Annotated in this window: 20 protein-coding genes; 5 read left to right on the top strand and 15 right to left on the bottom strand. The window is 62.3% G+C overall.

Translation table 11 applies throughout. The annotated features are described in order from the left end of the window. Nucleotides 1-12: 12 nt before the first annotated feature. On the bottom strand, nucleotides 13-795 hold the full coding sequence (hyi, locus tag IRZ77_RS22310) for a hydroxypyruvate isomerase (protein ID WP_196174446.1): 783 nt from the start codon (nucleotides 793-795) through the stop codon (nucleotides 13-15). A gap of 68 nt (nucleotides 796-863) precedes the next feature. Beyond that, nucleotides 864-2,639 carry a glyoxylate carboligase gene (gcl, locus tag IRZ77_RS22305; RefSeq protein WP_085601235.1) on the bottom strand — a complete coding sequence of 592 codons (1,776 nt, stop codon included), beginning with the start codon at nucleotides 2,637-2,639 and terminating at the stop codon, nucleotides 864-866. Nucleotides 2,640-2,896: 257 nt separating this feature from the next. On the opposite strand from gcl, the gene IRZ77_RS22300 reads away from it, so the two are divergent. Then, nucleotides 2,897-3,337 (top strand): GlcG/HbpS family heme-binding protein, encoded by a 441-nt coding sequence (locus IRZ77_RS22300; protein ID WP_046615026.1) that lies wholly within the window; start codon nucleotides 2,897-2,899, stop codon nucleotides 3,335-3,337. Nucleotides 3,338-3,471: 134 nt separating this feature from the next. Here the strand turns inward: IRZ77_RS22300 and IRZ77_RS22295 are convergent, their stop codons facing one another. Continuing rightward, nucleotides 3,472-4,083, bottom strand: a complete 612-nt coding sequence (locus tag IRZ77_RS22295) for a TetR/AcrR family transcriptional regulator (RefSeq protein ID WP_015271167.1) — start codon at nucleotides 4,081-4,083, stop codon at nucleotides 3,472-3,474. Nucleotides 4,084-4,215: 132 nt separating this feature from the next. Between IRZ77_RS22295 and IRZ77_RS22290 the strand changes: the two genes are divergently transcribed. Further along, a complete protein-coding gene (locus tag IRZ77_RS22290; protein WP_046615027.1) occupies nucleotides 4,216-5,130 on the top strand; it encodes a DUF808 domain-containing protein in 915 nt (304 codons plus the stop codon). A 138-nt stretch (nucleotides 5,131-5,268) separates the two neighbouring features. On the opposite strand, the gene IRZ77_RS22285 is transcribed toward IRZ77_RS22290, so the two are convergent. From IRZ77_RS22285 to puuE, 7 genes are all read right to left on the bottom strand, one after another. Next, nucleotides 5,269-6,051 (bottom strand): outer membrane protein OmpK, encoded by a 783-nt coding sequence (locus IRZ77_RS22285; RefSeq protein ID WP_196174445.1) that lies wholly within the window; start codon nucleotides 6,049-6,051, stop codon nucleotides 5,269-5,271. A 352-nt stretch (nucleotides 6,052-6,403) separates the two neighbouring features. Further along, on the bottom strand, nucleotides 6,404-7,189 hold the full coding sequence (locus IRZ77_RS22280; RefSeq protein WP_046615029.1) for an outer membrane protein OmpK: 786 nt from the start codon (nucleotides 7,187-7,189) through the stop codon (nucleotides 6,404-6,406). A gap of 137 nt (nucleotides 7,190-7,326) precedes the next feature. Next, nucleotides 7,327-8,682, bottom strand: coding sequence for a nucleobase:cation symporter-2 family protein (locus IRZ77_RS22275; protein ID WP_196174444.1), 1,356 nt, complete (start codon nucleotides 8,680-8,682; stop codon nucleotides 7,327-7,329). Nucleotides 8,683-8,890: 208 nt separating this feature from the next. Continuing rightward, on the bottom strand, nucleotides 8,891-10,219 hold the full coding sequence (locus tag IRZ77_RS22270) for a urate hydroxylase PuuD (protein WP_046615031.1): 1,329 nt from the start codon (nucleotides 10,217-10,219) through the stop codon (nucleotides 8,891-8,893). A gap of 59 nt (nucleotides 10,220-10,278) precedes the next feature. Next, nucleotides 10,279-10,782: an ureidoglycolate lyase gene (locus IRZ77_RS22265; protein WP_003259500.1), complete on the bottom strand. Its 504-nt coding sequence runs from the start codon at nucleotides 10,780-10,782 to the stop codon at nucleotides 10,279-10,281. A gap of 56 nt (nucleotides 10,783-10,838) precedes the next feature. Beyond that, nucleotides 10,839-11,354, bottom strand: a complete 516-nt coding sequence (uraD, locus tag IRZ77_RS22260) for a 2-oxo-4-hydroxy-4-carboxy-5-ureidoimidazoline decarboxylase (RefSeq protein WP_046615032.1) — start codon at nucleotides 11,352-11,354, stop codon at nucleotides 10,839-10,841. Next, nucleotides 11,354-12,280, bottom strand: coding sequence for an allantoinase PuuE (gene puuE / locus IRZ77_RS22255; protein ID WP_013973531.1), 927 nt, complete (start codon nucleotides 12,278-12,280; stop codon nucleotides 11,354-11,356). The genes uraD and puuE overlap by 1 nt, the downstream gene beginning before the upstream one ends. 399 nt (nucleotides 12,281-12,679) lie before the next feature. Here puuE and uraH point away from each other — a divergent pair, with 399 nt between their 5' ends. Then, entirely contained in the window at nucleotides 12,680-13,033 is a 354-nt protein-coding gene (gene uraH, locus IRZ77_RS22250; protein WP_003259496.1) for a hydroxyisourate hydrolase, read from the top strand. Nucleotides 13,034-13,277: 244 nt separating this feature from the next. On the opposite strand, the gene IRZ77_RS22245 is transcribed toward uraH, so the two are convergent. Beyond that, on the bottom strand, nucleotides 13,278-14,627 hold the full coding sequence (locus IRZ77_RS22245) for an NCS2 family permease (protein ID WP_196174443.1): 1,350 nt from the start codon (nucleotides 14,625-14,627) through the stop codon (nucleotides 13,278-13,280). A 282-nt stretch (nucleotides 14,628-14,909) separates the two neighbouring features. Between IRZ77_RS22245 and IRZ77_RS22240 the strand changes: the two genes are divergently transcribed. After that, nucleotides 14,910-15,665, top strand: a complete 756-nt coding sequence (locus IRZ77_RS22240; protein WP_015271161.1) for a GntR family transcriptional regulator — start codon at nucleotides 14,910-14,912, stop codon at nucleotides 15,663-15,665. 232 nt (nucleotides 15,666-15,897) lie between these two features. Beyond that, complete coding sequence (gene aqpZ, locus IRZ77_RS22235) at nucleotides 15,898-16,596, top strand: aquaporin Z (RefSeq protein WP_108480596.1); 699 nt, start codon at nucleotides 15,898-15,900, stop codon at nucleotides 16,594-16,596. Here aqpZ and guaD read toward each other — a convergent pair. From guaD to xdhA, 4 genes are all read right to left on the bottom strand, one after another. Next, the gene (gene guaD, locus IRZ77_RS22230; RefSeq protein WP_196174442.1) at nucleotides 16,593-17,897 is read right to left on the bottom strand and encodes a guanine deaminase; all 1,305 of its coding nucleotides are present in this window, start codon (nucleotides 17,895-17,897) and stop codon (nucleotides 16,593-16,595) included. The two genes, aqpZ and guaD, sit on opposite strands and share 4 nt — an antisense overlap. A gap of 10 nt (nucleotides 17,898-17,907) precedes the next feature. Next, nucleotides 17,908-18,753, bottom strand: coding sequence for a xanthine dehydrogenase accessory protein XdhC (gene xdhC / locus IRZ77_RS22225; RefSeq protein WP_046615034.1), 846 nt, complete (start codon nucleotides 18,751-18,753; stop codon nucleotides 17,908-17,910). Between the two features lie 148 nt (nucleotides 18,754-18,901). Further along, the gene (gene xdhB / locus IRZ77_RS22220; RefSeq protein WP_046615035.1) at nucleotides 18,902-21,301 is read right to left on the bottom strand and encodes a xanthine dehydrogenase molybdopterin binding subunit; all 2,400 of its coding nucleotides are present in this window, start codon (nucleotides 21,299-21,301) and stop codon (nucleotides 18,902-18,904) included. Continuing rightward, a complete protein-coding gene (xdhA, locus tag IRZ77_RS22215; RefSeq protein WP_085601239.1) occupies nucleotides 21,294-22,748 on the bottom strand; it encodes a xanthine dehydrogenase small subunit in 1,455 nt (484 codons plus the stop codon). The genes xdhB and xdhA overlap by 8 nt, the downstream gene beginning before the upstream one ends. Between the last annotated feature and the right edge of the window lie 50 nt (nucleotides 22,749-22,798).

Raw genomic sequence — 22,798 nt, 5'->3', positions numbered from 1 at the left:
GCGTTCAGCCGTTCAGATTGCGTTATGGGTCTTCAGCCAGCCCAGGCCCGCTTCGGTGGTGGTCAGCGGCTTGTACTCCGCGCCCACCCAGCCCTGGTAGCCGATGCGGTCCAGGTGCTCGAACAGGAAGCGGTAGTTGATCTCGCCGGTGCCTGGCTCGTTGCGGCCGGGGTTGTCGGCCAGCTGGATGTGGTTGATCAGTTTCAGGTTGGCTTCCATGGTACGAGCCAGGTCACCTTCCATGATCTGCATGTGGTAGATGTCGTACTGCAGGAACAGGTTGTCGCTGCCAACCTCGGCCTGGATTTCCAGGGCCTGTTTGGTGGTGTTCAGGTAGAAGCCGGGGATGTCGCGGGTGTTGATCATTTCCATGACCAGACGGATCCCGGCGGCTTTCAGCTTTTCCGCGGCGTAGCGCAGGTTTTCCACGAAGGTCTTGCGCACGGTGGCGCAGTCCGGGCCTTGTGGGCGAATGCCGGCCAAGGCGTTGACCTGGGTGTTACCCAGCACCTTGGCGTATTCGATGGCCTTGTCGACACCGGCGCGGAATTCCTCGACACGGTCAGGGTGGCAGGTGATACCGCGCTCACCCTTGGCCCAATCGCCCGCCGGCAGGTTGAACAGCACCTGGGTCAGGCCGTTGGCGTCCAGCTGCTGCTTGATCTCGGCAGCGCTGAAGTCGTAAGGGAAGAGGTATTCGACGCCGCTGAAACCAGCATCGGCAGCAGCCTTGAAGCGGGCCAGGAAGTCCTGTTCGGTGAACAGCATGGACAGGTTGGCAGCGAAGCGAGGCATGTTGTGTCTCCTTGCGATGAAGGCCCCCGGCGCCCTCAGGTAGGGGCCGGCACGGGGGCGTCAGGCGATCAGTCCAGCAGCGAGATGGCGGTTGGCGCGTCGTTGCCGACCAGGGCCAGGTCTTCGAACTCGTTGACCGCGTTGATCTCGGTGCCCATGGAAATGTTGGTCACACGTTCGAGAATCACTTCGACCACCACCGGTACGCGGAACTCTTCGGCCATCTTCTGTGCCTTGAGCAGGGCAGGGGCGATCTCGGCCGGCTCGAACACACGAATGGCCTTGCAGCCCAGGCCTTCGACCACGGCGACATGGTCGACACCATACGTGGCGGCGTCGGTCGAGTTGATGTTCTCGAACGCCAGTTGAACACAGTAATCCATGTCGAAGCCACGTTGCGCCTGACGGATCAGGCCCAGGTAGGCGTTGTTCACCAGTACGTGCACGTATGGCAGGTTGAACTGTGCGCCCACCGCCAGCTCTTCGATCATGAACTGGAAGTCGTAGTCACCTGACAGCGCGACCACCTTGCGCTTCGGATCGGCCTTGACCACACCGAGGGCGGCAGGGATGGTCCAGCCCAGCGGGCCGGCCTGGCCGCAGTTGATCCAGTGGCGTGGCTTGTACACGTGCAGAAACTGCGCGCCGGCGATCTGCGACAGACCGATGGTGCTGACGTAGCAGGTGTCCTTGCCGAATACCTGGTTCATTTCTTCGTAGACGCGCTGCGGCTTGACCGGCACGTTGTCGAAGTGGGTCTTGCGCTGCAGGGTGGCCTTGCGCTCCTGGCAGTCTTGCAGCCAGGCCTTGCGGCATTTCAGCTTGCCGGCGGCTTTCCACTCGCGGGCCACTTCGAGGAACACGTCCAGTGCCTTGCCGGCGTCGGAAACGATACCCAGGTCCGGGGTGAACACGCGGCCGATCTGGGTCGGCTCGATGTCCACGTGCACGAACTTGCGGCCTTCGGTGTAGACGTCGACGGAACCGGTGTGGCGGTTGGCCCAGCGGTTACCGATACCGAACACCAGGTCGGATTTCAGCAGGGTGGCGTTGCCATAGCGGTGCGAAGTCTGCAGGCCGACCATGCCGACCATCTGTGCGTGGTCATCCGGGATGGTGCCCCAGCCCATCAGGGTCGGGATTACCGGTACACCGGTCAGTTCGGCGAACTCGACCAGTTTGTCGCTGGCGTCGGCGTTGATGATGCCGCCACCGGCTACCAGCAGCGGGCGCTCGGCGTCATTGAGCAGGGCCAGGGCTTTTTCGGCCTGTACGCGGGTGGCGGATGGCTTGTGTACTGGCAGCGGTTCGTAGGCGTCGATGTCGAATTCGATTTCCGCCATCTGCACGTCGAACGGCAGGTCGATCAGTACCGGGCCTGGGCGGCCGGTGCGCATTTCATAGAAGGCCTTCTGGAAGGCGTAAGGCACCTGGCCTGGTTCCAGGACGGTGGTGGCCCACTTGGTGACCGGCTTGACGATGTTGGTGATGTCGACAGCCTGGAAGTCTTCCTTGTGCAGGCGGGCACGTGGTGCCTGGCCGGTGATGCAGAGGATCGGGATGGAGTCGGCGGAGGCACTGTACAGGCCGGTGACCATGTCGGTGCCGGCTGGGCCGGAGGTGCCGATGCACACGCCGATGTTGCCCGGGTTGGCACGGGTGTAACCCTCGGCCATGTGCGAGGCGCCTTCGACGTGGCGAGCGAGGACGTGATCGATGCCACCGACTTTCTTCAGGGCCGAGTACAACGGGTTGATGGCAGCCCCCGGGATGCCGAACGCGGTATCTACACCTTCACGGCGCATGACCAGAACGGCTGCATCGATTGCTCTCATTTTGCTCATGGTTTGTGCCTCATCGATTTTGTAATTGTATACAACTTGCTTTGTGCCAGAGTGTATTCACGGCTGGCCGCTTAGGTCAACGGGTTTTCGTCGGCGGATGTCGCTTTCGTTCGAGCGCCCGTGAAAACGGAGGTTTGCGCCATCGCATACGATCGTTTCAAAATATTGTATACAAAAAAATCTTTCGTTGTGTTCTATTTGATCTATCGGTTTTCAACTGCCCTCGGGGCTTCTCACAACAAGAAGAGGACCTTTCCATGAATGCTTTGAACCTGAAAGTCGCGGTCAGCCTGGTGAATGCCGCGCTGGCGGCGGGCCGCAAGATCAACGCCGCGCCACTGACCGTGGCAGTGCTGGATGCCGGCGGCCACTTACTGGCGCTGCAGCGCGAGGATGGCGCCAGCCTGATCCGGCCGGAGGTGGCTACCGGCAAGGCCTGGGGGGCGATTGCCCTGGGCAAGGGGTCGCGTCTGCTGGCGCTGGACGCGCAGCAACGGCCGGCGTTTTTTGCTGCGCTGAACGGGTTGGGCGAGCGGCCGGTTGTGCCGGCGCCGGGTGGTGTGCTGGTGCGTGATCAGGATGGCAAGGTGCTGGGTGCGGTGGGGATTAGCGGCGATACGTCGGATATCGACGAGCAGTGCGCGATCAGTGCGATCGAGGAGATGGGGTTGAAGGCGGATGCGGGTGTAGCAGCCTGATTCTCTATTGCCTGTTCCGGCCCTATCGCCGGCAAGCCAGCTCCCACAGAGCCGCCACAGACCTTGAAAACTGTGGTGTACCTGTGGGAGCTGGCTTGCCGGCGATGGGCTGCAAAGCAGCCCCACTGGCCCTGTCAGGCTAGCTCAGGCTCACACCCCTTGAGCACCATGCGGATTATGGTCTCCGCCGCGGCGTCATAATCGCTGTCGGCCAGCTTGGCCTTGCCGGTCACCGCAGAGATCTGCCAGTCGAAATCGGCGTAGGTCTGGGTCGCAGCCCAGATGCTGAACATCAGGTGATGCGCATCCACATGGGCGATCTGCCCGCGGTCGATCCAGCGCTGGATGCACTCGATGTTATGCCGCGCCTGCTCGTTCAGCTGCGCTACCTGGTTCGGCGACAGGTGCGGGGCGCCGTGCATGATCTCGCTGGCGAACACCTTGGACGCATGCGGCAGGTCGCGGGAAATACGGATCTTCGAACGGATGTACGCGCTCAGCACTTCCTTGGGGTCACCGTCGGCATTGAACGGGGTCGACGCCTGCATGATCGGCGCGATGATGCTTTCCAGGACCTCGCGGTAGAGGTTGTCCTTGGATTTGAAGTAGTAATACACGTTCGGCTTGGGCAGGCCGGCCTTGGCCGCGATATCGCTGGTCTTGGTGGCGGCGAAGCCCTTGTCGGCGAATTCCTCGCTGGCCGCGCGCAGGATCAGTTCCTTGTTGCGCTCGCGAATGGTGCTCATGGTCAGGGATCTTCCTCGTGTCTGGCCACCTCTAAGAGGGATCGGGCATGGTAGCACCGGGCTCGACGGGCGCTCAAGGCAGCGGCTTTGGGCTAGAATCCTCGACACTTATTCTTCTGGATGCAGGCAAACATGGCAGGAAGCAGTCTACTGGTACTGATCGACGACATCGCCACGGTACTCGATGACGTCTCGGTGATGACCAAGGTGGCGGCGAAAAAGACCGCAGGCGTGCTGGGCGATGACCTGGCACTCAATGCCCAGCAGGTCACCGGGGTGCGTGCCGAGCGCGAGCTGCCTGTGGTGTGGGCGGTGGCCAAAGGGTCGCTGGTGAACAAGGCCATCCTGGTGCCGGCGGCGCTGCTGATCAGTGCGTTCATCCCGTGGGCGGTGACGCCATTGTTGATGCTGGGCGGTGCATACCTGTGCTTCGAAGGCTTCGAGAAACTGGCGCACAAGTTCCTGCACAGCAAGGCCGAGGATGACGCCGAGCATGAAGCGCGCAAGGTGGCGGTGGCCGATGCCAACGTCGACCTGGTGGCGTTCGAGAAAGCCAAGATCAAGGGGGCGGTACGTACCGACTTCATCCTTTCGGCGGAAATCATCGCCATCACTCTGGGCATTGTTGCCGACTCGCCGTTGACCCAGCAGATCGTCGTGCTGTCGGGCATCGCGGTGGTCATGACCATCGGCGTGTACGGGCTGGTGGGCGGTATCGTCAAGCTCGATGACCTGGGGCTGTGGATGACCCAGAAGGCTTCACGCCTGGCCAGGGCGGTGGGGAGCGGTATTCTGCGGGCCGCGCCGTACATGATGAAGAGCCTGTCGGTGATCGGCACGGCGGCCATGTTCCTGGTCGGTGGCGGGATCCTGGTGCATGGCATCGAGCCTTTGCATCATGCCATCGAGGCATTCAGTGAAGGACGTGGTGGGGCGTTTACCGTGGCGCTGCTGAACGGCGGTGTCGGGGTTGTGGCCGGTGCCGTGGTGCTGGCCGTGGTGGGCATTGCGGGGAAATTGTGGCGGGCGGTTCGGCCGGCCAGTTGATGCTGCCTGGCCGGGGCTTCGCCCCGGTTCGCGGGTGAACCCGCTCCCACATGTATAACGTCTGCCATGAACCCGGTGCGGACCCTGTGGGAGCGGTTTTACCCGCGAATGGGCCGCAAGGCGGCCCCTTTACTCAGATCAGAAGTGAACCTTGACCAGGAAGCTCATGGTGTTCTGATCAGTGGTGAAGGCATCGCTGTCCTTGATGCCGTACTTGTTCTTCCAGTAGTCGTATTCCACACCCACATACAGCTGCTCCTCGCCCAGGTGCAAGGCCTTGCCCAGGTCATACTTGATCTGCGGGTTGAAGTGCAGGTTGGCCTGATAGGTGCCGCGGCGGTTTTCGTCGTTGTCCACCACCCAGTCCATGAAACCGTCGATCAGCACATCGGACGAACCGACCGGAATGGTGTACGACCATACCGGGGTGATCTGCCATACGTTGTCGCCGGCGCGGCTGCCGTCGGTGGTGCGGTTGTAGAAGTTAAGCTGGAAGTAGTCGAAGCCAGGGATGTCCAGGTCGAAGCCCGGGCCGATCAGGTACGACTCGGTATCACCTTCGCCGAACTCGTAGGTCATCGCCAGCAGCACGTCCTTGACCGGGCCGAAGGCCAGCTTCTGGTCGAAGATCTTGCCGAACGACAGGCGCGGGCTGATTTCGCCATAGTAGGTGTTCGGGCCATTGCCCTCATCTTTCTGGCCCTGGTAGAAGATCTTGTCGACAAAGATGAAGTTGTCGCCGTACTTCCAGCCATCAGCGTGCTCGAAGGTCACGGTTTGCTGGATCGACGGGTTGACCTTGAAGTTCTTGCCCCACAGGTAGGTCAGGCTGTTGTTCTGCCACTGCAGCAGGTCGCCGCCGAAGGTGGTGCCACAGGCCAGCAGGCCGCCGGCGAGGATCAGGCTGTTGATGGTACGCATTGCGAGTGTCGCTCCCTTGATTGATCTATTGTCAGCGCTTGTTGTTGGCGCTTTTTTGTCTTGCGAGTCAGCTTTTTTCGATAGGCCACAGCTGTTTGGCAAGGGTTGAGCCAACTTTCCTGGGCTGGCAAAACCTTCCTGCTCGACTTCGTTCTGAACGGATGAAAAGGGTCTTTCAGGCTGGCAACACGTTGGCCAACCGCCCGTATTCATTGACTGAGCGGTCAGTAAACGCAGGCAGAATCCCTTCTGCCCTGATCGAGGGGGCGCGCAGATTACTGGCTTGCGCGCCTTGCCTCAAGTGCTCCGTCCTGGAGCAGGGTGGATCAAACTTGTGCGTTTGGTCAGTTTTCTAGAAGTGCACCTTGATCAGGGCACTGGTGACGCTCTGGTTGCTGTCGATGTTGCCTTGGCTGTCGATGCCGTACTTGTCCTTCCAGTAGCTGTACTCAATGCCCACGTACAGCTGCTTGGCGCCCAGGTTCAGGGCTTTGCCCAGGTCGTACTTGACCTGTGGGTTGAACTGCAGGTTGGCATGGTAGGTACCGCGGCGGGTCTGGTCGTTGTCGACCACCCAGTCCATGTAACCGTCGATCAGAATGTCGGATTTGCCCACCGGAATGGTGTACGAGAAGGCTGGGGTGATCTGCCAGACATTGTCACCGGGGCGGCTACCTTCGGTGTTGCGCAGGTAGAAGTTGAGGGTGAAGTAGTTGAAGCCGGGTATGTCCAGGTCGAAGCCGGGGCCGATCAGGTAGGCCTCGTTGTCGCCCTCGCCACGCTCGTAGGTCATGGCCAGCAGTACATCCTTGATCGGGCCGAACGCCAGCTTCTGGTCGAAGATCTTGCCGAACGACAGGCGCGGGCTGAACTCACCGTAGTAGGTGGTCACGCCTTTGCCCGGGTCGGGCTTGCCGTTGTAGAAGATCTTGTCGACGAACATGAAGGTATCGCCGTACTTCCATTTGTTGGCGTGCTCGAAGGTCACTGTCTGCTGGATGCGTGGGTTGACCTTGAAATCCTTGCCGTACAGGTAGGTCAGGCTTTCGCCATGCCACTGCAGCCATTCGCCAGCGTGGGCGGGGACGGTGGCCAGCAGGCTGCTGCCCAGCAAGAGGGACGAGGTGATGCGTTTCATGTTGTGGTTCCCGGACTTATTGTTTTTGTTTGGTTTTTTTGGCGCGCAGGCGCCCCGGACGGCCCATTCCGGCGGGCCGACGGTGTAGCGTTTACGGCGAATTCGAGGTGGGGCGGCAGTGCGCCGCCCCCCTGTGCTCAATGCTGGTGACAGGCGTCGTTGTGCACCGCACGGTCGGCACCACCCAGGATGTTGAACAGCACGTTCAACACCAGGGCACTGACCGTGGCCATGGCGATACCACTGTGGGTGATGGGTTCCATCCACTCGGGCATCTGGGCGAAGAACTCCGGACGTACCACGGGGATCAACCCGAAGCCGACGCTCACCGCGACCAGCAACTGGTTGCGACGGTCGCCGATGTCCGCCTCCTGGAGAATCTTGATCCCGGTGGCGGTGACCATGCCGAACATGGCGATGGACGCGCCGCCTAGTACTGCAGGCGGGATCGAGGCAATCAGGAAGGCCGCCTTGGGCAGCAGGCTGAGCAGGATCAGCAGGGCACCGGCCACGATGGTGACATAGCGGCAGCGCACCCCGGTCATCTGCACCAGGCCGATGTTCTGGGCGAACGAGGAGTGGGTAAAGGTGTTGAAGAAGCCGGCGATGAACGACGCGCCAGCATCGCACAGCAAGCCGCGGCGCAGCATCCCCGGGGTAACTTCACGATCGGTCACCTTGCCCAGGGCCAGGAACATGCCCGTGGACTCGACGAAGATGATCACCACCACCAGGCACATCGACAGGATCGGCGCCAGGCTGAAGGTCGGCATGCCGAAGTGCAGTGGGGTCACCACTTGCAGCCACGGTGCGTCGTTCAGGCCCGACAGGTCGACCATGCCGATGGAGCCGGCCAGGATGTAGCCCAGGCCCATTCCCACCAGCACCGACACGTTGACCCAGAAACCGCGCATGAAACGGTTGATCAGCAGGATTACTGCCAGCACCAGGCCGGCCACCAGCAGGTAGATCGGCGAACCGAAGGTCCCTGCTTCCTGACCGCCACCGGCCCAGTTGACTGCCACCGGGAACAGCGACAGGCCAATCGAGGTGATCACCGTGCCGGTGACCAGTGGCGGGAAGAAGCGTACGACCTTGGACATGAACGGCGCGATCAGCATGCCGAAGAAGCCGGCGGCGATGGTGGCACCGAAGATCCCCTGCAGGCCTACGCCGGGCATGCCGGCCATGGCCACCATGCTGCCGACGGCAGCGAAACTGGCACCCATCATCACCGGCATGCGGATGCCCACCGGGCCGATACCGAAGGACTGGATGATGGTGGCGACGCCAGCGACCAGCAGGTCGGCGTTGATCAGAAAAGCGACTTCTTCACGGGACAGCCCGGCGGCCTGGCCGATGATCAATGGCACGGCGATGGCGCCGCCGTACATCAGCAGAACGTGTTGCAGGCCAACCAGGATCAGTTGGAACAGGGGCAAGGGCTCGCGCGGCGGCGCAACAGGGATATGCGCCTTGCGTGACTCGGACATGCAGCACCTCGAGTTTTGTTTTTATTCTCGGATCCAAGCGCCGGCCTCAGGCGGCAGGCTTCCGGTTAAGAAAGCCTGAGGTTCCCGCTTGAGGCTGAACGCTCGATGCTTGCTTGTTGCGTATGTCTTGAAACAGAGGCCGGGAGTGCCGGCCTCTTCGCGGGTGAACCCGCTCCTACAGGGGCGGTGTTATCCCGACAATTGTGTTTCAGTTGACCGGGGCGCCTTTGGCGATCCAGTCACCGACCAGCTTGCGCTCTTCGGTGGTCATCTGGGTGATGTTGCCCAGCGGCATGATCTGGCTGGCGACCGCTTGCGCCTGGATGCGCGCGGCCTGGGCCTGGATCTGCTGCGGGGTGTCGAACATCACGCCGGCAGGGGCGGCGCTGAACAGTGGGCTGGTCGGCTTGGACGAGTGGCACACGGTGCAGCGTTCCTGGATGACATTGTGGATCTTGTCGAAGCTCTCGCCGCCAGCCTGGGCCGTGGCCTGGGCAGGGGCTTCTGCCGGTGCGGCAGGCGCTGCGGCAGCCTTGGCGGCCTCCTCGGCGCGTTGCTCGGCAGCGGTCTTGCCACCTACAGCGGTCGCAGGCAGTGGCTGGTACTCGACCTTCGCCGCGGCTTGCTCAGGGCTGACGGCCATCGGTTTCGGACCGGTGACGTAGGCCAGGCAGATCATCGCCAGGGCGCCGACCGGCAGGGTCCAGGCGTACTTGTTGCTGTCGTGGCGGGTGTTGAAGTAGTGGCGGATCAGGACCGCGGCTACTGCGATACCGGCCAGGATCAGCCAGTTGTACTGGCTACCGTAGGTGCTCGGGAAGTGGTTGCTGATCATGATGAACAGCACCGGCAAGGTGAAGTAGTTGTTGTGGCGCGAGCGCAGCAGGCCCTTGGCCGGCAGTACCGGGTCCGGGGTCTGGTTGTTCTCGATCGCAGCCACCAGCTGGCGCTGGGCCGGCATGATGATGCGGAACACGTTGCCGACCATGATGGTGCCGATGATCGCGCCGGTGTGCAGGTATGCACCACGGCCGCTGAACACCAGGCTGAAGCCCCAGCACGCGGCGATGATCAGCACGAACAGTACGGCACCGAGCAGCGCTGGTTTCTTGCCCAGGGGCGAATCGCACAGGAAGTCGTAGATGAACCAGCCGGCGATCAGCGAGCCGATACCGATGGCCACGCCTTCGGCACCGCTGAGGGTGCTGCCAGGGGCCAGCAGGTACAGGGCCGGGTTCCAGTAGAACACCACGCACAACAGGGCGATACCGGACATCCAGGTGAAATAGGCTTCCCATTTGAACCAGTGCAGGTTCTCGGGCATTTTCGGGGGGGCGAGCTTGTATTTCTCCAGGTGGTAGATACCACCGCCGTGAATTGCCCAGAGATCACCCGACAACCCATCGCGCGGGTTGCTTCGGTTCAGGTGGTTCTCCAGCCAGACGAAGTAGAACGATGCACCGATCCAGGCGACACCGGTGATCATGTGAACCCAGCGAATGCTCAGGTTCAGCCATTCGTGAAGGTGTGCTTCCACAGTATGTACCTCTTGCCGGTCACCCGCTCGGGCAAAGCCCTTGAATGACCGACCTTTTCTTATTGGTGGGGATTGAGGACCAGCATCTGTTCCTCGGTGAAGTAATGCTCGTCGCAGTTGTTGCCGGAACCACTGCGATCAACCACCAGGAAGTCATCCCGCTTTTCGATCGTCAGCACCGGGTGGTGCCAGACGCCGCGATGGTAATTAACGCCCTGCCTGCCATTACTGCGGAAGGCTCGGACCAAGCCTGATACAGGTGCATCGCCAACTGGCGCGACCACGATCAGAAAGGGGTTGCCGAGCAGCGGAATGAAAGCCTGGCTGCCCAGCGGATGGCGTTCCAGCATGCGCACGGTCAGCGGCATGTCCAGCGCGTCGGCGCGGAAGATGCTGATGATCGCCTTGTCTTCAGGCTCGGCGGTTTCGACCGTGGCGAGCTTGTGGAAGCGCATGGTCGAGCCGTTGTTGATCATGAAGTGGTCGCTGCCGTCGGTTTCGATCACGTCTCCGAAGGGGGCGAAGGCTTCTTTGGTCAGGGGCTCGATCATCAGGGTGCGCATGCGGATATCTCTTCTATGTTCGTTGTTCTGGATAAGGCTCAAGCGTTGCGGCGGCTTTACAGCTGCAGCAGGCGGAACAGGGCGATCAGGTTGATCTGCGCCAGGGCTTCCTTGAATTCGGCATCGGCATCGTTGTGAATGCGTTTTTCGAAGGAGGCGAGGATCTGGTGCCGGTTGCTGCCTTTTACCGCCATGATGAACGGGAACTGGAACTTGGCCTTGTAGGCGTCGTTCAGCTCGGTGAAACGGGCGAACTCTTCGGCGGTGCACTGGTGAATACCGGCGCCGGCCTGCTCGTTGGTGCTCGATTCGGTCAGCTCGCCCTGGATGGCGGCCTTGCCGGCCAGGTCCGGGTGAGCGTTGATCAGCGCCAGCTGGTCGGCGTGGTTGGCGCTGAGCAGGATGTCGCTCATGCGCTGGTGCAGCGCCTCGATCTCGTCCAGCTCGCCCAGTTGGCCCAGGTCATAGGCTTTTTCGGCTACCCACGGCGAGTGCTCGTAGATGTCGGCGAATGCCTCGACGAAGGCGTCACGGCTCAGGGCGGATGGCTTGAGGGTTTTGAAGGCTGTCATCAGGCGTTCTCTTTCTTGTACGGGTGGGTGGCGTGCCAGTGGCGGGCGATGTCCACGCGACGGGCGAACCAGACCTGGTCATGGCTTTTTGCGTAATCGACGAAGCGCTTCAGTGCGGCCAGGCGTGCCGGACGGCCGACCAGGCGGCAATGCAGGCCGATGGACAGCATCTTCGGGGCCTCGGCGCCTTCGGCGTACAGCACATCGAATGCGTCCTTCAGGTACTGGAAGAACTGCTCGCCGCAGTTGAAGCCCTGTACCTGGGTAAAGCGCATGTCGTTGGTGTCGAGGGTGTAGGGGATCACCAGGTGCGGCTTGCCGGTAGGGTTGTTCGGCTCCCAGTAGGGCAGGTCGTCGTCATAGGTGTCGCTGTCGTACAGGAAGCCACCTTCCTCCATCACCAGGCGGCGGGTGTTCGGGCCGGTGCGGCCGGTGTACCAGCCCAGCGGGCGCTCGCCGGTGATTTCGGTGAGGATGCGGATCGCTTCGAGCATGTGCTCGCGCTCCTGGGCCTCGTCCATGTACTGGTAGTCGATCCAGCGGTAGCCGTGGCTGCAGATTTCATGGCCGGCCTCGGCCATGGCACGGATCACGTCGGGGTGGCGCTGGGCGGCCATGGCCACGGCGAAGATGGTCAGCGGCACGCCACTGTCCTTGAACAGTTTCAGCAGGCGCCACACGCCGGCACGGCTGCCGTACTCGTACAGCGATTCCATGCTCATGTTGCGCACGCCCTGCAATGGCTGGGCGGCGACCATTTCCGAGAGGAAAGCTTCGGACTCCTTGTCACCGTGCAGGATGTTGCGTTCGCCACCTTCCTCGTAGTTGAGGACGAAAGACAGCGCGATGCGAGCGTTGCCCGGCCATTGCGGGTGAGGAGGGTTGTTGCCGTAACCGATCAGGTCGCGAGGGTAGTCAGCGCTCACTGCAGTCTTCCTTCTTGTGCGTTAGTGCGGGTGGTGGGCGGGCCGCGTCGGTATGTCGCACCACCGGATGGGCTGATTGTATACAACTTCTGAAATCTTTTGTAAGCCTGTTTTTCCGCATTTCTTCCCTTTTGTCGCCTCGAAGCGACCTGGAAAAACAGTGCAAGAAACCTGCCTGATTGGTCAGCTAATGACGTTGGCGTCTGTGTCGCGCCTGTATTTGCGACCGATGGGTCGTTAATGGGCACGAAACGGCGGGTGCGACGCATGGGCTCAAAAAATTGTGTACAATTTTGCGATGGAATGTCTTAATGGCGTCATTCCCGCACATCGCAGGCCCTTTGGCGTGATGATGGCCGTGTATTTTTTGCCCACAGATTGAACAAGAGGCGACAAGCAATGGGACGTTTGACCACACACGTACTGGATGCCGCGCATGGCTGCCCGGGCAGCTCGATCAAGGTCGAGCTGTACCGTGTTGAAGGCCAGCAGCTGGAGCTGGTGAACACTGCCCTGACCAACAGCGATGGCCGCGTCGACGCGCCGCTGCTGCAGGGTGACGACTACCGTACCGGCGTCTACCAGCTGCAGTTCAGCGCTGGTGACTACTACCGCGCTCGCGGTGTACAGCTGCCGGCCCAGGCGTTCCTGGATGTTGTCGTGCTGCGCTTTGGCATCGACGAGCAGCAGGAGCACTACCACGTGCCGCTGCTGATCTCGCCGTACAGCTATTCGACCTATCGTGGAAGCTAGTTGGTCGCTAGAAGAATCTTCGTAGGTCCTTTGGCCCGCTCTCACACTGGCGGGCTTTTTTTCGTCTGCTGTTTTTGTATCGCCTGCACCGGCCTCTTCGCGGGCTTGCCCGCTCCCACAGGTACGGAGCCGGGTTTTAAGGCTGTGGTGATCCTGTGGGAGCGGGCAAGCCCGCGAAGAGGCCGGTACAGGCTGTAGCAATAAAGAAAGGGCGCCGAGGCGCCCTTGGTTGGTGCAGCAGGGGTCAGAGGAACACGAACTTGGCAATGAAGATTGCGCACAGCACCCACAGGCTGGCCGAGATTTCCTTGTACTTGCCGGTACCCGCCTTCAACGCGACGTAGCTGATGAAGCCCAACGCAATACCATCGGCGACCGAGAAGGTCAGCGGCATCATGATGACCGTGACGATCGCTGGAATGCTGTCGGTAGCTTCGTCCCAGTGGATATGCGCCATGCTGCCCATCATCAGCATCGCCACGTAGATCAGTGCGCCGGCAGTGGCATAGGCGGGAATCATCCCGGCCAGCGGCGCGAAGAACATTGCGGCAATGAACAGCAGGCCGACCACCACGGCGGTGAGGCCAGTGCGGCCACCCGCTGCGACACCCGCAGCACTCTCCACATAGCTGGTCACCGGCGGCACACCGACCACTGCGCCGAACACGCTCGAAGCACTGTCTGCCTTCAGCGCTTTGGACAGGTTCTCGATGCGCCCGTCCGGCGCCACCAGGTTGGCGCGCTGCGCCACGCCCATCAGCGTGCCGGCGGTGTCGAACATATGCACGAACAGAAACGCCAGCACCACGCTGATCATGCTGACGTTGAACACGCCAGCCACATCCATTGCCATCCAGGTCGGTGCCAGGCTCGGCGGCATCGACATCACCCCGCCGAACTTGACCAGGCCCAGCCCCCAACCCGCCAGGGTGACACAAATGATGCTGATCAGGATCGCCCCAAACACCCGCTTGTAGCTGAGGATGGCAATCAGCAGGAAGCACACGGCTGCCAGCAGTGGCCCTGGCTCATGCAGCGAACCCAGCTTGATCAGGGTAGCGGGGCTGTCGACGATGATGCCTGCCGTCTTCAGGCCGATCAGCCCGAGAAACAATCCGACGCCGGCCCCCATGGCATGGCGCAGGCTGACCGGGATGCTGTTGAGCAACCATTCGCGCACTTTCGACAAGGTCAGGAACATGAACAGCACGCCCGAGACGAACACCGCCCCCAGTGCCGTTTCCCAGTTGTAGCCCATGGTGCCGACCACGGTGTAGGTGAAGAAGGCGTTAAGCCCCATGCCTGGTGCCAGGCCTACCGGCCAGTTGGCGTACAGGCCCATCAGCAGGCAGCCCAGCGCGGCGGCGATGCAAGTGGCGACGAAAGCGGCACCGTGGTCGATGCCGGCGTCGGCCATGATGTTGGGGTTGACGAAGATGATGTAGGCCATGGTGATGAAGGTGGTCACCCCGGCGATCATTTCGGTTCTGACGGTGCTGCCGTGTTGCTTGAGTTTGAAAATCCGCTCCAGCCAGCTCGTTTCGAGCGGTGGGGCAAGATCCAGCGTAGGGGCTTCGGATTTGCGGCTTTCCACAGCGAGTACTCCTCAAGTCTTTCTTGTTGTTATGGAGCCAGGGGCCTGCGCAATGCACTTGGCGGCTCCGCGAGGGAAGGCAGACGTCTGACCGGTTTGTTGACTTTAGGGTCAAGAAGTTGCTCGGTGGATTATCCTTTTGTGTACAAAGAATGCAAATAATGTTTTATCTTTTGTGTGCGCAATGCGTCGTACAACGGCTATATAGGTAAAAGGCCACCTGCAGAAACGGCTCAGCCTGTGTACAATGGCGCCATACTTTCCTTCGTGCCTCGAGAGCCCATGAACGAACAGCTGCAACCTCTGAAGAAACCTGCGCGTACCGGCAAGGCCGGCCGCAGTGGTACCCAGGACGACATCGTCTACGCGCATATTTTCGAGGCGATCCTCGAGCAGCGTCTGGCACCGGGCACCAAGTTGAGCGAGGAAGCGCTGGGCGAGATCTTCGGCGTCAGCCGCACCATCATCCGCCGGGCCTTGTCGCGTCTGGCCCACGAAAGCGTGGTGCTGTTGCGGCCGAACCGCGGCGCGGTGGTTGCCAGCCCTACGGTGGAAGAGGCACGCCAGGTGTTCTTCTCCCGGCGCATGGTCGAAAGGGCCATTACCGAACTGGCCGTGCAGCACGCTACCCTCGAGCAGCTCAACGAGCTGCGGCAGATGGTGCGTGAGGAGCGCGACAGCTTTTCCCGTGGTGACCGCGGTGCCGGCATTCGTCTTTCCGGCGAATTCCACCTCAAGCTGGCCGAGGCCGCGGGTAATGCGCCGCTGGTCAGCTTCCAGCGCAGCCTGGTGTCGCAGACTTCGCTGATTATTGCCCAGTACGAAAGCGGCAACCGTTCGCATTGCTCGTATGACGAACACATGCAGCTGATCGATGCCATCGAGGCGCGCGATGCCGAGCAGGCGGTGAGCCTGATGATGCACCACATGGACCACATCGACAGCAAGCTGAACCTGGACGAGGAGAGTGCCTCGGACGATCTGCATGCGGTGTTCTCGCATCTGCTGAAAAAGCCCAAGGTTTCTGCCAAGGGTTGATCGTTTGCTGAAGTGAAAGTAGTGCGCCGTTGTGGGAGCGGGTTCACCCGCGAACACCGGCGCAGCCGGTGCCATACACCGTGTCGCCTTGTTCGCGGGTAAACCCGCTCCCACAAGCAGTACGGCCATCTCTCGCAGTTGACCAAACGTCTGCTAAATTCTTGTGAGCAAACCTTCATCAAGCAGTTGGGCTTGCGCATTGGTTGCGTTCAACTTCTTGAGGAATGGACTCATGAGCATGTCCCTCGGTAAACGCATGGGTGCCGAGCTGGTCGGCACCTTCTGGCTGGTGCTTGGCGGCTGTGGCAGTGCGGTACTCGCCGCCAGTTCCCCCATCGGCATTGGTGTACTTGGCGTCGCCTTCGCCTTCGGCCTTACCGTGCTGACCATGGCCTTCGCCATCGGCCATATCTCCGGCTGCCACCTCAACCCCGCCGTGTCGTTCGGGCTGGTGGTGGGCGGGCGCTTCCCGGCCAAAGAGCTGTTGCCCTACGTGATCGCCCAGGTGATCGGCGCCATCCTGGCGGCAGGTGTGATCTACCTCATCGCCAGCGGCAAGGCAGGTTTCGAGCTGTCTGCGGGGTTGGCTTCGAACGGCTACGCCGACCACTCGCCCGGCGGCTACACGCTCGGGGCGGGCTTTGTCAGTGAGGTGGTGATGACGGCGATGTTCCTGGTGGTGATCATGGGTGCCACCGATGCCCGGGCGCCGGCGGGTTTTGCACCGATCGCCATCGGCCTGGCCCTGACCCTGATCCACCTGATCTCGATCCCGGTGACCAATACCTCGGTCAACCCCGCGCGTAGCACGGGGCCGGCCTTGTTCGTCGGTGGCTGGGCCCTGCAACAGCTTTGGCTGTTCTGGGTGGCGCCGCTGATCGGTGCTGCGATCGGCGGCGCACTGTACCGGGGCCTGGCAAAAGAAACTTAGCGCTGGTGCACGCAACGCCCGGCGGCGTAGGTTTCACGCACAGTGCGGTCGTCGCCGAGGGTGGTTAGCACGAACAGGGTTTCCTCCATGCTGTTGGACTGTTGGATGCGGTAGTCCAGCAGTGGCGTGGCCTTGTAGTCCAGTACCACAAAGTCGGCATCGTTGCCCGGGCGCAGGCTGCCGATGCGGTCGTCCAGGCGCAGCGCGCGGGCGCCGCCAAGGGTGGCCAGGTACAGTGACTTGTACGGGTGCAGGCGCGCGCCCTGCAGCTGCATCACCTTGTACGCTTCGTTCAGGGTGTTGAGCAGCGAGAAGCTGGTGCCGGCGCCAACGTCGGTGCCCAAGCCTACATTGACCTTGAAACGCTCGGCCTGGGGCAGGTTGAACAGGCCGCTGCCCAGGAACAGGTTGGAGGTGGGGCAGAAGGCCACGGCCGAGCCGGTTTCGGCCAGGCGCTGGCATTCGTCATCGCACAGGTGCACGCCATGGGCGAATACCGAGCGTTCGCCCAGCAGCTCGAAGTGGTCGTATACGTCGAGATAACCCTTCTGCTCGGGGAACAGCGACTTGACCCAATCGATCTCCTTGAGGTTTTCCGACAGGTGCGTGTGCATGTACACGCCCGGGTGCTCCTTCAGCAATTGGCCGGCCAGCGCCAGCTGTTCAGGCGTACTGGTCGGGGCGAAGCGCGGGGTGACTGCATAGTGCAGGCGGCCCTTGCCGTGCCAGCGCTCGATCAGTGCCTTGCTTTCGGCATAGCCGGACTCGGCGGTGTCGGTCAGGTAGTCCGGAGCGTTGCGGTCCATCATCACCTTGCCGGCAATCAGGCGCAGGTCCAGGCGCTCGGCTTCCTCGAACAAAGCATTGACAGATTGCGGGTGCACGCTGCCGAACACCAGGGCGGTGGTGGTGCCGTTGCGCAGCAGTTCCTTGAGGAAAATCTTCGCCACCTGGTCGGCGTGGCCCTTGTCGGCGAACTGCTTTTCGCAAGGGAAGGTGTAGGTGTTCAGCCAGTCCAGCAGCTGTTCGCCGTAGGAGCCGATCATGCCGGTCTGCGGGAAGTGGATATGGGTGTCGATGAACCCCGGGGTGATCAGCGCGTCCTGGTAGTGCTCGACCGGGATATCGGCATCCAGCGTCGGCAGCAGTTCGGCGGCGTGGCCAACGGCGCGGATACGGCCATCGTCGACCACCAGCAGGCCGTCCTCGAAGTATTCATGGGAAGCCTCCAGGCCCACCTCGGCCGGGTCGGCGATGCTGTGCAGGATAGCGGCACGGTAGGCTTTGCGGGTAACGGTCATAACACACTCGTCAAATGGCTTGGCTGCGCCGGGAAGGCGGCAGCAACTGGGCAATGGGGCCGGCATTGGCGGCAGCATCGTGCTGGCCGAAGCAGGCGTTGTAGGTGGCGATGATTTCACCGGCGATGGACACGGCGATCTCGATGGGCAGCTTGCCCTTGACCTCGGCCAGGCCCATCGGGCAGCGCATGCGCGCCATCACGGCATCGTCGTAGCCGCGTTCGCGCAGGCGGTGCTCGAACTTGACCCGTTTGGTCTTCGAGCCGATCAGGCCGAACCAGGTGAAGTCGTTGCGCTTGAGAATGGCGGCGGTCAGTTCCAGGTCGAGCTGGTGGTTGTGAGTCATGACGATGCAATAGCAGCCTGGCGGCAGCTCTGCTACCTCGTCGACCGGCTCCTCGCTGACCACCCTGGTCACCCCGTCGGGGATCAGGGCAGGGAATTCCTGCTCGCGCGAATCGATCCAGCGCACCCGGCAGGGCAGCGCGGCGAGCAAGGGTACCAGAGCCCGGCCGACATGGCCCGCGCCGAACACCGCGATCTGCGCCTGCACCGCGGCCATGGGTTCGAACAGCAGCACAGTGACGCCGCCGCAGCACTGGCCAAGGCTGGCACCGAGGCTGAAGCGCTCCAGGTGCGGGGTGGTGCGGTGCTCTTCGAGCATCTGCCGGGCGATGTGCAGGGCTTTGTATTCCAGGTGGCCGCCGCCGATGGTGTCGAACAGGCCGCTGGCGCTGACGACCATTTTCGAGCCGGCATTGCGTGGGGTCGAGCCGCGCTCCTCGATGATGGTGACCAGCACGCAGGCTTCGCCACGGGACTGGTGGTCGGCGAGGGCGTTGATCCATTGGTGCATGATGCAGATCCTCATTTCAGGTGGCCTGTACTGGCCCTATCGCCGGCAAGCCGGGCTCCCACAGGTACAACACAGGGCTTGCCAGCGGCGCAGTACCTGTGGGAGCCGGCTTGCCGGCGATAGGGCCCGAACAGGCGCCCACCCAACCTCAGTGAGTGACGGTTTCCAGCTCCGGCTCGGCAGGTTGCGCTGCAGCCACCGCCTTGCGCATCTGCTCGCACCCCCACAACACCCGCTCCGGCGTCGCCGGCGCATCCACCTGTGGCTGCACGCGGTAATCGGCGATGCTGGCCACGGCGTCCTTGATCGCGCACCAGGCGGCGATGCCGAGCATGAACGGCGGCTCGCCCACGGCCTTGGAGTGGAACACGGTGTCTTCCGGGTTCTTGCGGTTCTCCACCAGCTTCACCCGCAAATCCAGCGGCATGTCGGCCACTGCAGGGATCTTGTAGCTGGCCGGGCCGTTGGTCATCAGCTTGCCCTTGGCGTTCCACACCAGTTCTTCGGTGGTCAGCCAGCCCATGCCCTGAATGAAGCCGCCTTCCACCTGGCCGATGTCGATGGCCGGGTTCAGCGAGTCACCCACATCGTGCAGGATGTCGGCGCGCAGCATCTTGTATTCGCCGGTCAGGGTGTCGACCACCACCTCCACGCAGGCGGCGCCGAAGGCGAAGTAGTAGAACGGCCGGCCACGTGCCTGGCTGCGGTCGTAGTAGATTTTCGGCGTGCGGTAGAAGCCGGTGCTGGACAGCGACACCTGGGCGAAGTAGGCCTGCTGCACCAGTTGCTCGAAGCTGACGATCTGGTCGCGCACGCGTACATGGCCGTTGCGGAACTCGACGTCTTCTTCGGTCACCTGGTAGTGCCGCGCGGCGAACTCGGTCAGGCGCTTCTTGAGGATTTCGGCAGCGTTCTGCGCCGCCTTGCCGTTCAGGTCGGCACCACTGGAGGCAGCGGTCGGCGAGGTGTTGGGCACCTTGTCGGTATTGGTGGCGGTGATCTGGATGCGGCTGAAATCGACCTGGAAGATCTGCGCCACCACCTGTGCCACCTTGGTGTTCAGGCCTTGGCCCATCTCGGTGCCACCGTGGTTCAGGTGAATGCTGCCGTCGGTGTAGATATGGATCAGCGCACCGGCCTGGTTGAGGAAGGTGGCGGTGAACGAAATACCGAACTTGACCGGGGTCAGCGCCAGGCCCTTCTTCAGGACCGGGCTGTTGGCGTTGAAGCGGCGGATAGACTCGCGGCGCTCGGCGTAGTCACTGCTGGCTTCCAGTTCGGCGGTCATCTCTTCGAGCATGTTGTGCTCGACGGTCTGGTAGTAGTGGGTGACGTTGCGCTCGGTCTTGCCGTAGTAGTTGGCCTTGCGCACCGCCAGCGGGTCACGGCCCAGGTGGCGGGCGATGTGGTCCATCACCTGCTCGATGGCGACCATCCCCTGCGGGCCGCCGAAGCCGCGGTAAGCAGTGTTGGAGGCGGTGTTGGTCTTGCAGCGGTGGCCGTGCACGGTGGCATCGCCCAGGTAGTAGGCGTTGTCGGAGTGGAACATGGCGCGATCGACGATCGAACCGGACAGGTCGGGCGAGTAGCCGCAGTTGCCGGCCAGGTCGAAGTTGATGCCGTGCAGGCGCCCGTCGTCGTCGAAGCCCACGTCATACTCGACGTAGAACGGGTGGCGTTTGCCGGTCATGGTCATGTCTTCGACCCGTGGCAGGCGCATCTTGGTCGGCTGGCCGGTCAGGCGCGCCACCACGGCGCACAGGCACGCCGGGCTGGCGGCCTGGGTTTCCTTGCCACCAAAACCGCCACCCATGCGGCGCATGTCCAGCACCACCTTGTTCATTGGCACGTCGAGTACTTCGGCGACCAGCTTTTGCACTTCGGTGGGGTTTTGCGTGGAGCAGTAGACGATCATGCCGCCGTCTTCGGTGGGCATCACCGAGGAAATCTGTGTTTCCAGGTAGAAGTGTTCCTGGCCACCGATGTGCAGGGTGCCCTGGATGCGGTGCGGGGCACTGGCCAGGGCAGCAGCGGAATCGCCACGCTGGTGGGTGTGGCTGTCGAGCACGAAATGTTTCTTGCGCAATGCTTCGACCACATCCAACACCGGCTCCAGGTCTTCATACTCGACGATGGCAGCCATGGCCGCACGGCGTGCGGTGTCAAGATCGCGGGCGGCCACGGCGAGCACCGGCTGGCCGAAGAACTCGACCTTGTCGATGGCCAGCAGCGGGTCGCCGGCCACTACCGGGCCGATGTCCTTGAGACCGGGGATGTCTTCGTGGGTGATGGCTATGCGCACGCCCTCGAAGGCATAGCACGGCGTGGTGTCGATGCGCAGGATGCGCGCGTGGGCGCGGTCGGCGGTGCGTGCATAGACGTGCAACTGGTTGGGGAATTCCAGGCGGTCGTCGATATATACCGCCTCGCCGGACACATGCTTGTCGGCGCTGTCATGCTTGACGCTGCGGCCGACCCCGGTGGTCAGGTCCTGGCTGAACAGTTCGGCCATCTCGGCCTGGCTCTTGGCTACGTGATGGTTAGACATAAGCGGTCACCCGGGTTTCGATGTACGGCGTTTGCTGTTCGATGAAGTACTTGCGCAGCAGGTTCTGCGCGGTCAGCAAGCGGTATTCCTTGCTGGCGCGGAAGTCGCTGAGCGGGGTGAAATCTTCCGCCAGGGCCTGGCACGCACGCTCGATGGCGGCCTGGTTCCACGGCTTGCCACGTAGCGCCGCTTCGCAGGCACGGGCCCGTTTGGGGATCGCCGCCATGCCGCCGAAGGCGATGCGCACACCGCTGACCACGCCGTCTTCGATGCTCAGGTTGAAGGCGCCGCACACGGCGGAAATGTCATCGTCCAGGCGCTTGGACACTTTATAGGCGCGGAATGCCCAGTCGGTGGTGGCGCGCGGCACGATGATCTTCTCGATGAACTCGCTGTCCTGGCGGGCAGTGATGCGGTAGTCGATGAAGTAGTCCTCCAGTGGCATCACCCGCTGGCGCTCGCCCTGGCGCAGGACGATCTGTGCATCCAGGGCAATCAGCAGGGGTGGCGAGTCGCCGATTGGCGAAGCGTTGCCGATATTGCCGCCCAGGGTGCCCTGGTTGCGGATCTGCAGCGAAGCGAACCGGTGCAGCAGGGCGCCGAAGTCCGGGTATTCCTCGTTCAGCGCGCCGTAGCAGTCGGTGAGCGGGGTGGCGGCGCCGATTTCCAGGTGGCTGGCGGTCTTCTCGATGCGCTTGAGCTCGGCCACATGGCCGACGTAGATCATCACCGGCAAGGTCTTGTGGAACTGGGTGACTTCCAGGGCCAGGTCGGTACCGCCGGCCAGCAGCCGCGCCTCGGGGTGCGAGCTGTACAGGTCGGCCAGGTCGGCGACGGTCAGCGGCACCAGGCAGCGTTTGTCGCCGCTGTTCAGCTCGCCAGTCTGGGTTGGCGCGATGGCCTTGAGGCGGCTGATTGTCTGCGCTTGCTGGGCATCGAACTGGTCGCGGCAGGGTTGGCGGCAACTCTGCTCGGCAGCATCGAGGATCGGCCGGTAGCCGGTGCAGCGGCACAGGTTGCCGGCCAGGGCCTCCTGGGCCTGGTGCAGGTCGGGGCCGCTGCTGTTCTTCTGCAGGGCGAACAGCGACATGACGAAGCCGGGGGTGCAGAAGCCGCACTGCGAGCCATGGCAATCGGCCATGGCCTGTTGCACGCTGTGCAGCTGGCCCTGGTGCTTGAGACCCTCGACGCTGATCAGTTGCTTGCCGTGCAGCGACGAAACGAAGGTCAGGCACGAGTTCAGGCTGCGGTAGCGCAGGCTGTCGTTGCCTTGGTCGTCCTGGGTCAGTTCGCCTACCACCACGGTGCAGGCGCCGCAGTCACCACTGGCGCAGCCCTCCTTGGTGCCAGGTTTGCCCAGGTGCTCGCGCAGGTACTGCAGCACCGTCATGTTTGGGTCCAGGGCATGCTCACTACGCAGCTCCTGGTTGACGAGAAACTGGATCACGGGGATGGCCTCGCAATGGTTTTATTGTTGTTGGGCGGACTCTAAGCAAG

This window comes from Pseudomonas pudica (assembly GCF_015680405.1).
GTDB lineage: Bacteria > Pseudomonadota > Gammaproteobacteria > Pseudomonadales > Pseudomonadaceae > Aquipseudomonas > Aquipseudomonas pudica.
This window is presented reverse-complemented; position numbering and strand designations above follow the sequence as displayed.

Coding starts and splice junctions, on each gene's coding strand:
- hyi (WP_196174446.1), bottom strand. CDS start 795: ATGCCTCGCTTCGCTGCCAACCTGTCCATGCTGTTCACCGAACAGGAC.
- gcl (WP_085601235.1), bottom strand. CDS start 2,639: ATGAGCAAAATGAGAGCAATCGATGCAGCCGTTCTGGTCATGCGCCGT.
- IRZ77_RS22300 (WP_046615026.1), top strand. CDS start 2,897: ATGAATGCTTTGAACCTGAAAGTCGCGGTCAGCCTGGTGAATGCCGCG.
- IRZ77_RS22295 (WP_015271167.1), bottom strand. CDS start 4,083: ATGAGCACCATTCGCGAGCGCAACAAGGAACTGATCCTGCGCGCGGCC.
- IRZ77_RS22290 (WP_046615027.1), top strand. CDS start 4,216: ATGGCAGGAAGCAGTCTACTGGTACTGATCGACGACATCGCCACGGTA.
- IRZ77_RS22285 (WP_196174445.1), bottom strand. CDS start 6,051: ATGCGTACCATCAACAGCCTGATCCTCGCCGGCGGCCTGCTGGCCTGT.
- IRZ77_RS22280 (WP_046615029.1), bottom strand. CDS start 7,189: ATGAAACGCATCACCTCGTCCCTCTTGCTGGGCAGCAGCCTGCTGGCC.
- IRZ77_RS22275 (WP_196174444.1), bottom strand. CDS start 8,682: ATGTCCGAGTCACGCAAGGCGCATATCCCTGTTGCGCCGCCGCGCGAG.
- IRZ77_RS22265 (WP_003259500.1), bottom strand. CDS start 10,782: ATGCGCACCCTGATGATCGAGCCCCTGACCAAAGAAGCCTTCGCCCCC.
- uraD (WP_046615032.1), bottom strand. CDS start 11,354: ATGACAGCCTTCAAAACCCTCAAGCCATCCGCCCTGAGCCGTGACGCC.
- uraH (WP_003259496.1), top strand. CDS start 12,680: ATGGGACGTTTGACCACACACGTACTGGATGCCGCGCATGGCTGCCCG.
- IRZ77_RS22240 (WP_015271161.1), top strand. CDS start 14,910: ATGAACGAACAGCTGCAACCTCTGAAGAAACCTGCGCGTACCGGCAAG.
- aqpZ (WP_108480596.1), top strand. CDS start 15,898: ATGAGCATGTCCCTCGGTAAACGCATGGGTGCCGAGCTGGTCGGCACC.
- guaD (WP_196174442.1), bottom strand. CDS start 17,897: ATGACCGTTACCCGCAAAGCCTACCGTGCCGCTATCCTGCACAGCATC.
- xdhC (WP_046615034.1), bottom strand. CDS start 18,753: ATGCACCAATGGATCAACGCCCTCGCCGACCACCAGTCCCGTGGCGAA.
- xdhB (WP_046615035.1), bottom strand. CDS start 21,301: ATGTCTAACCATCACGTAGCCAAGAGCCAGGCCGAGATGGCCGAACTG.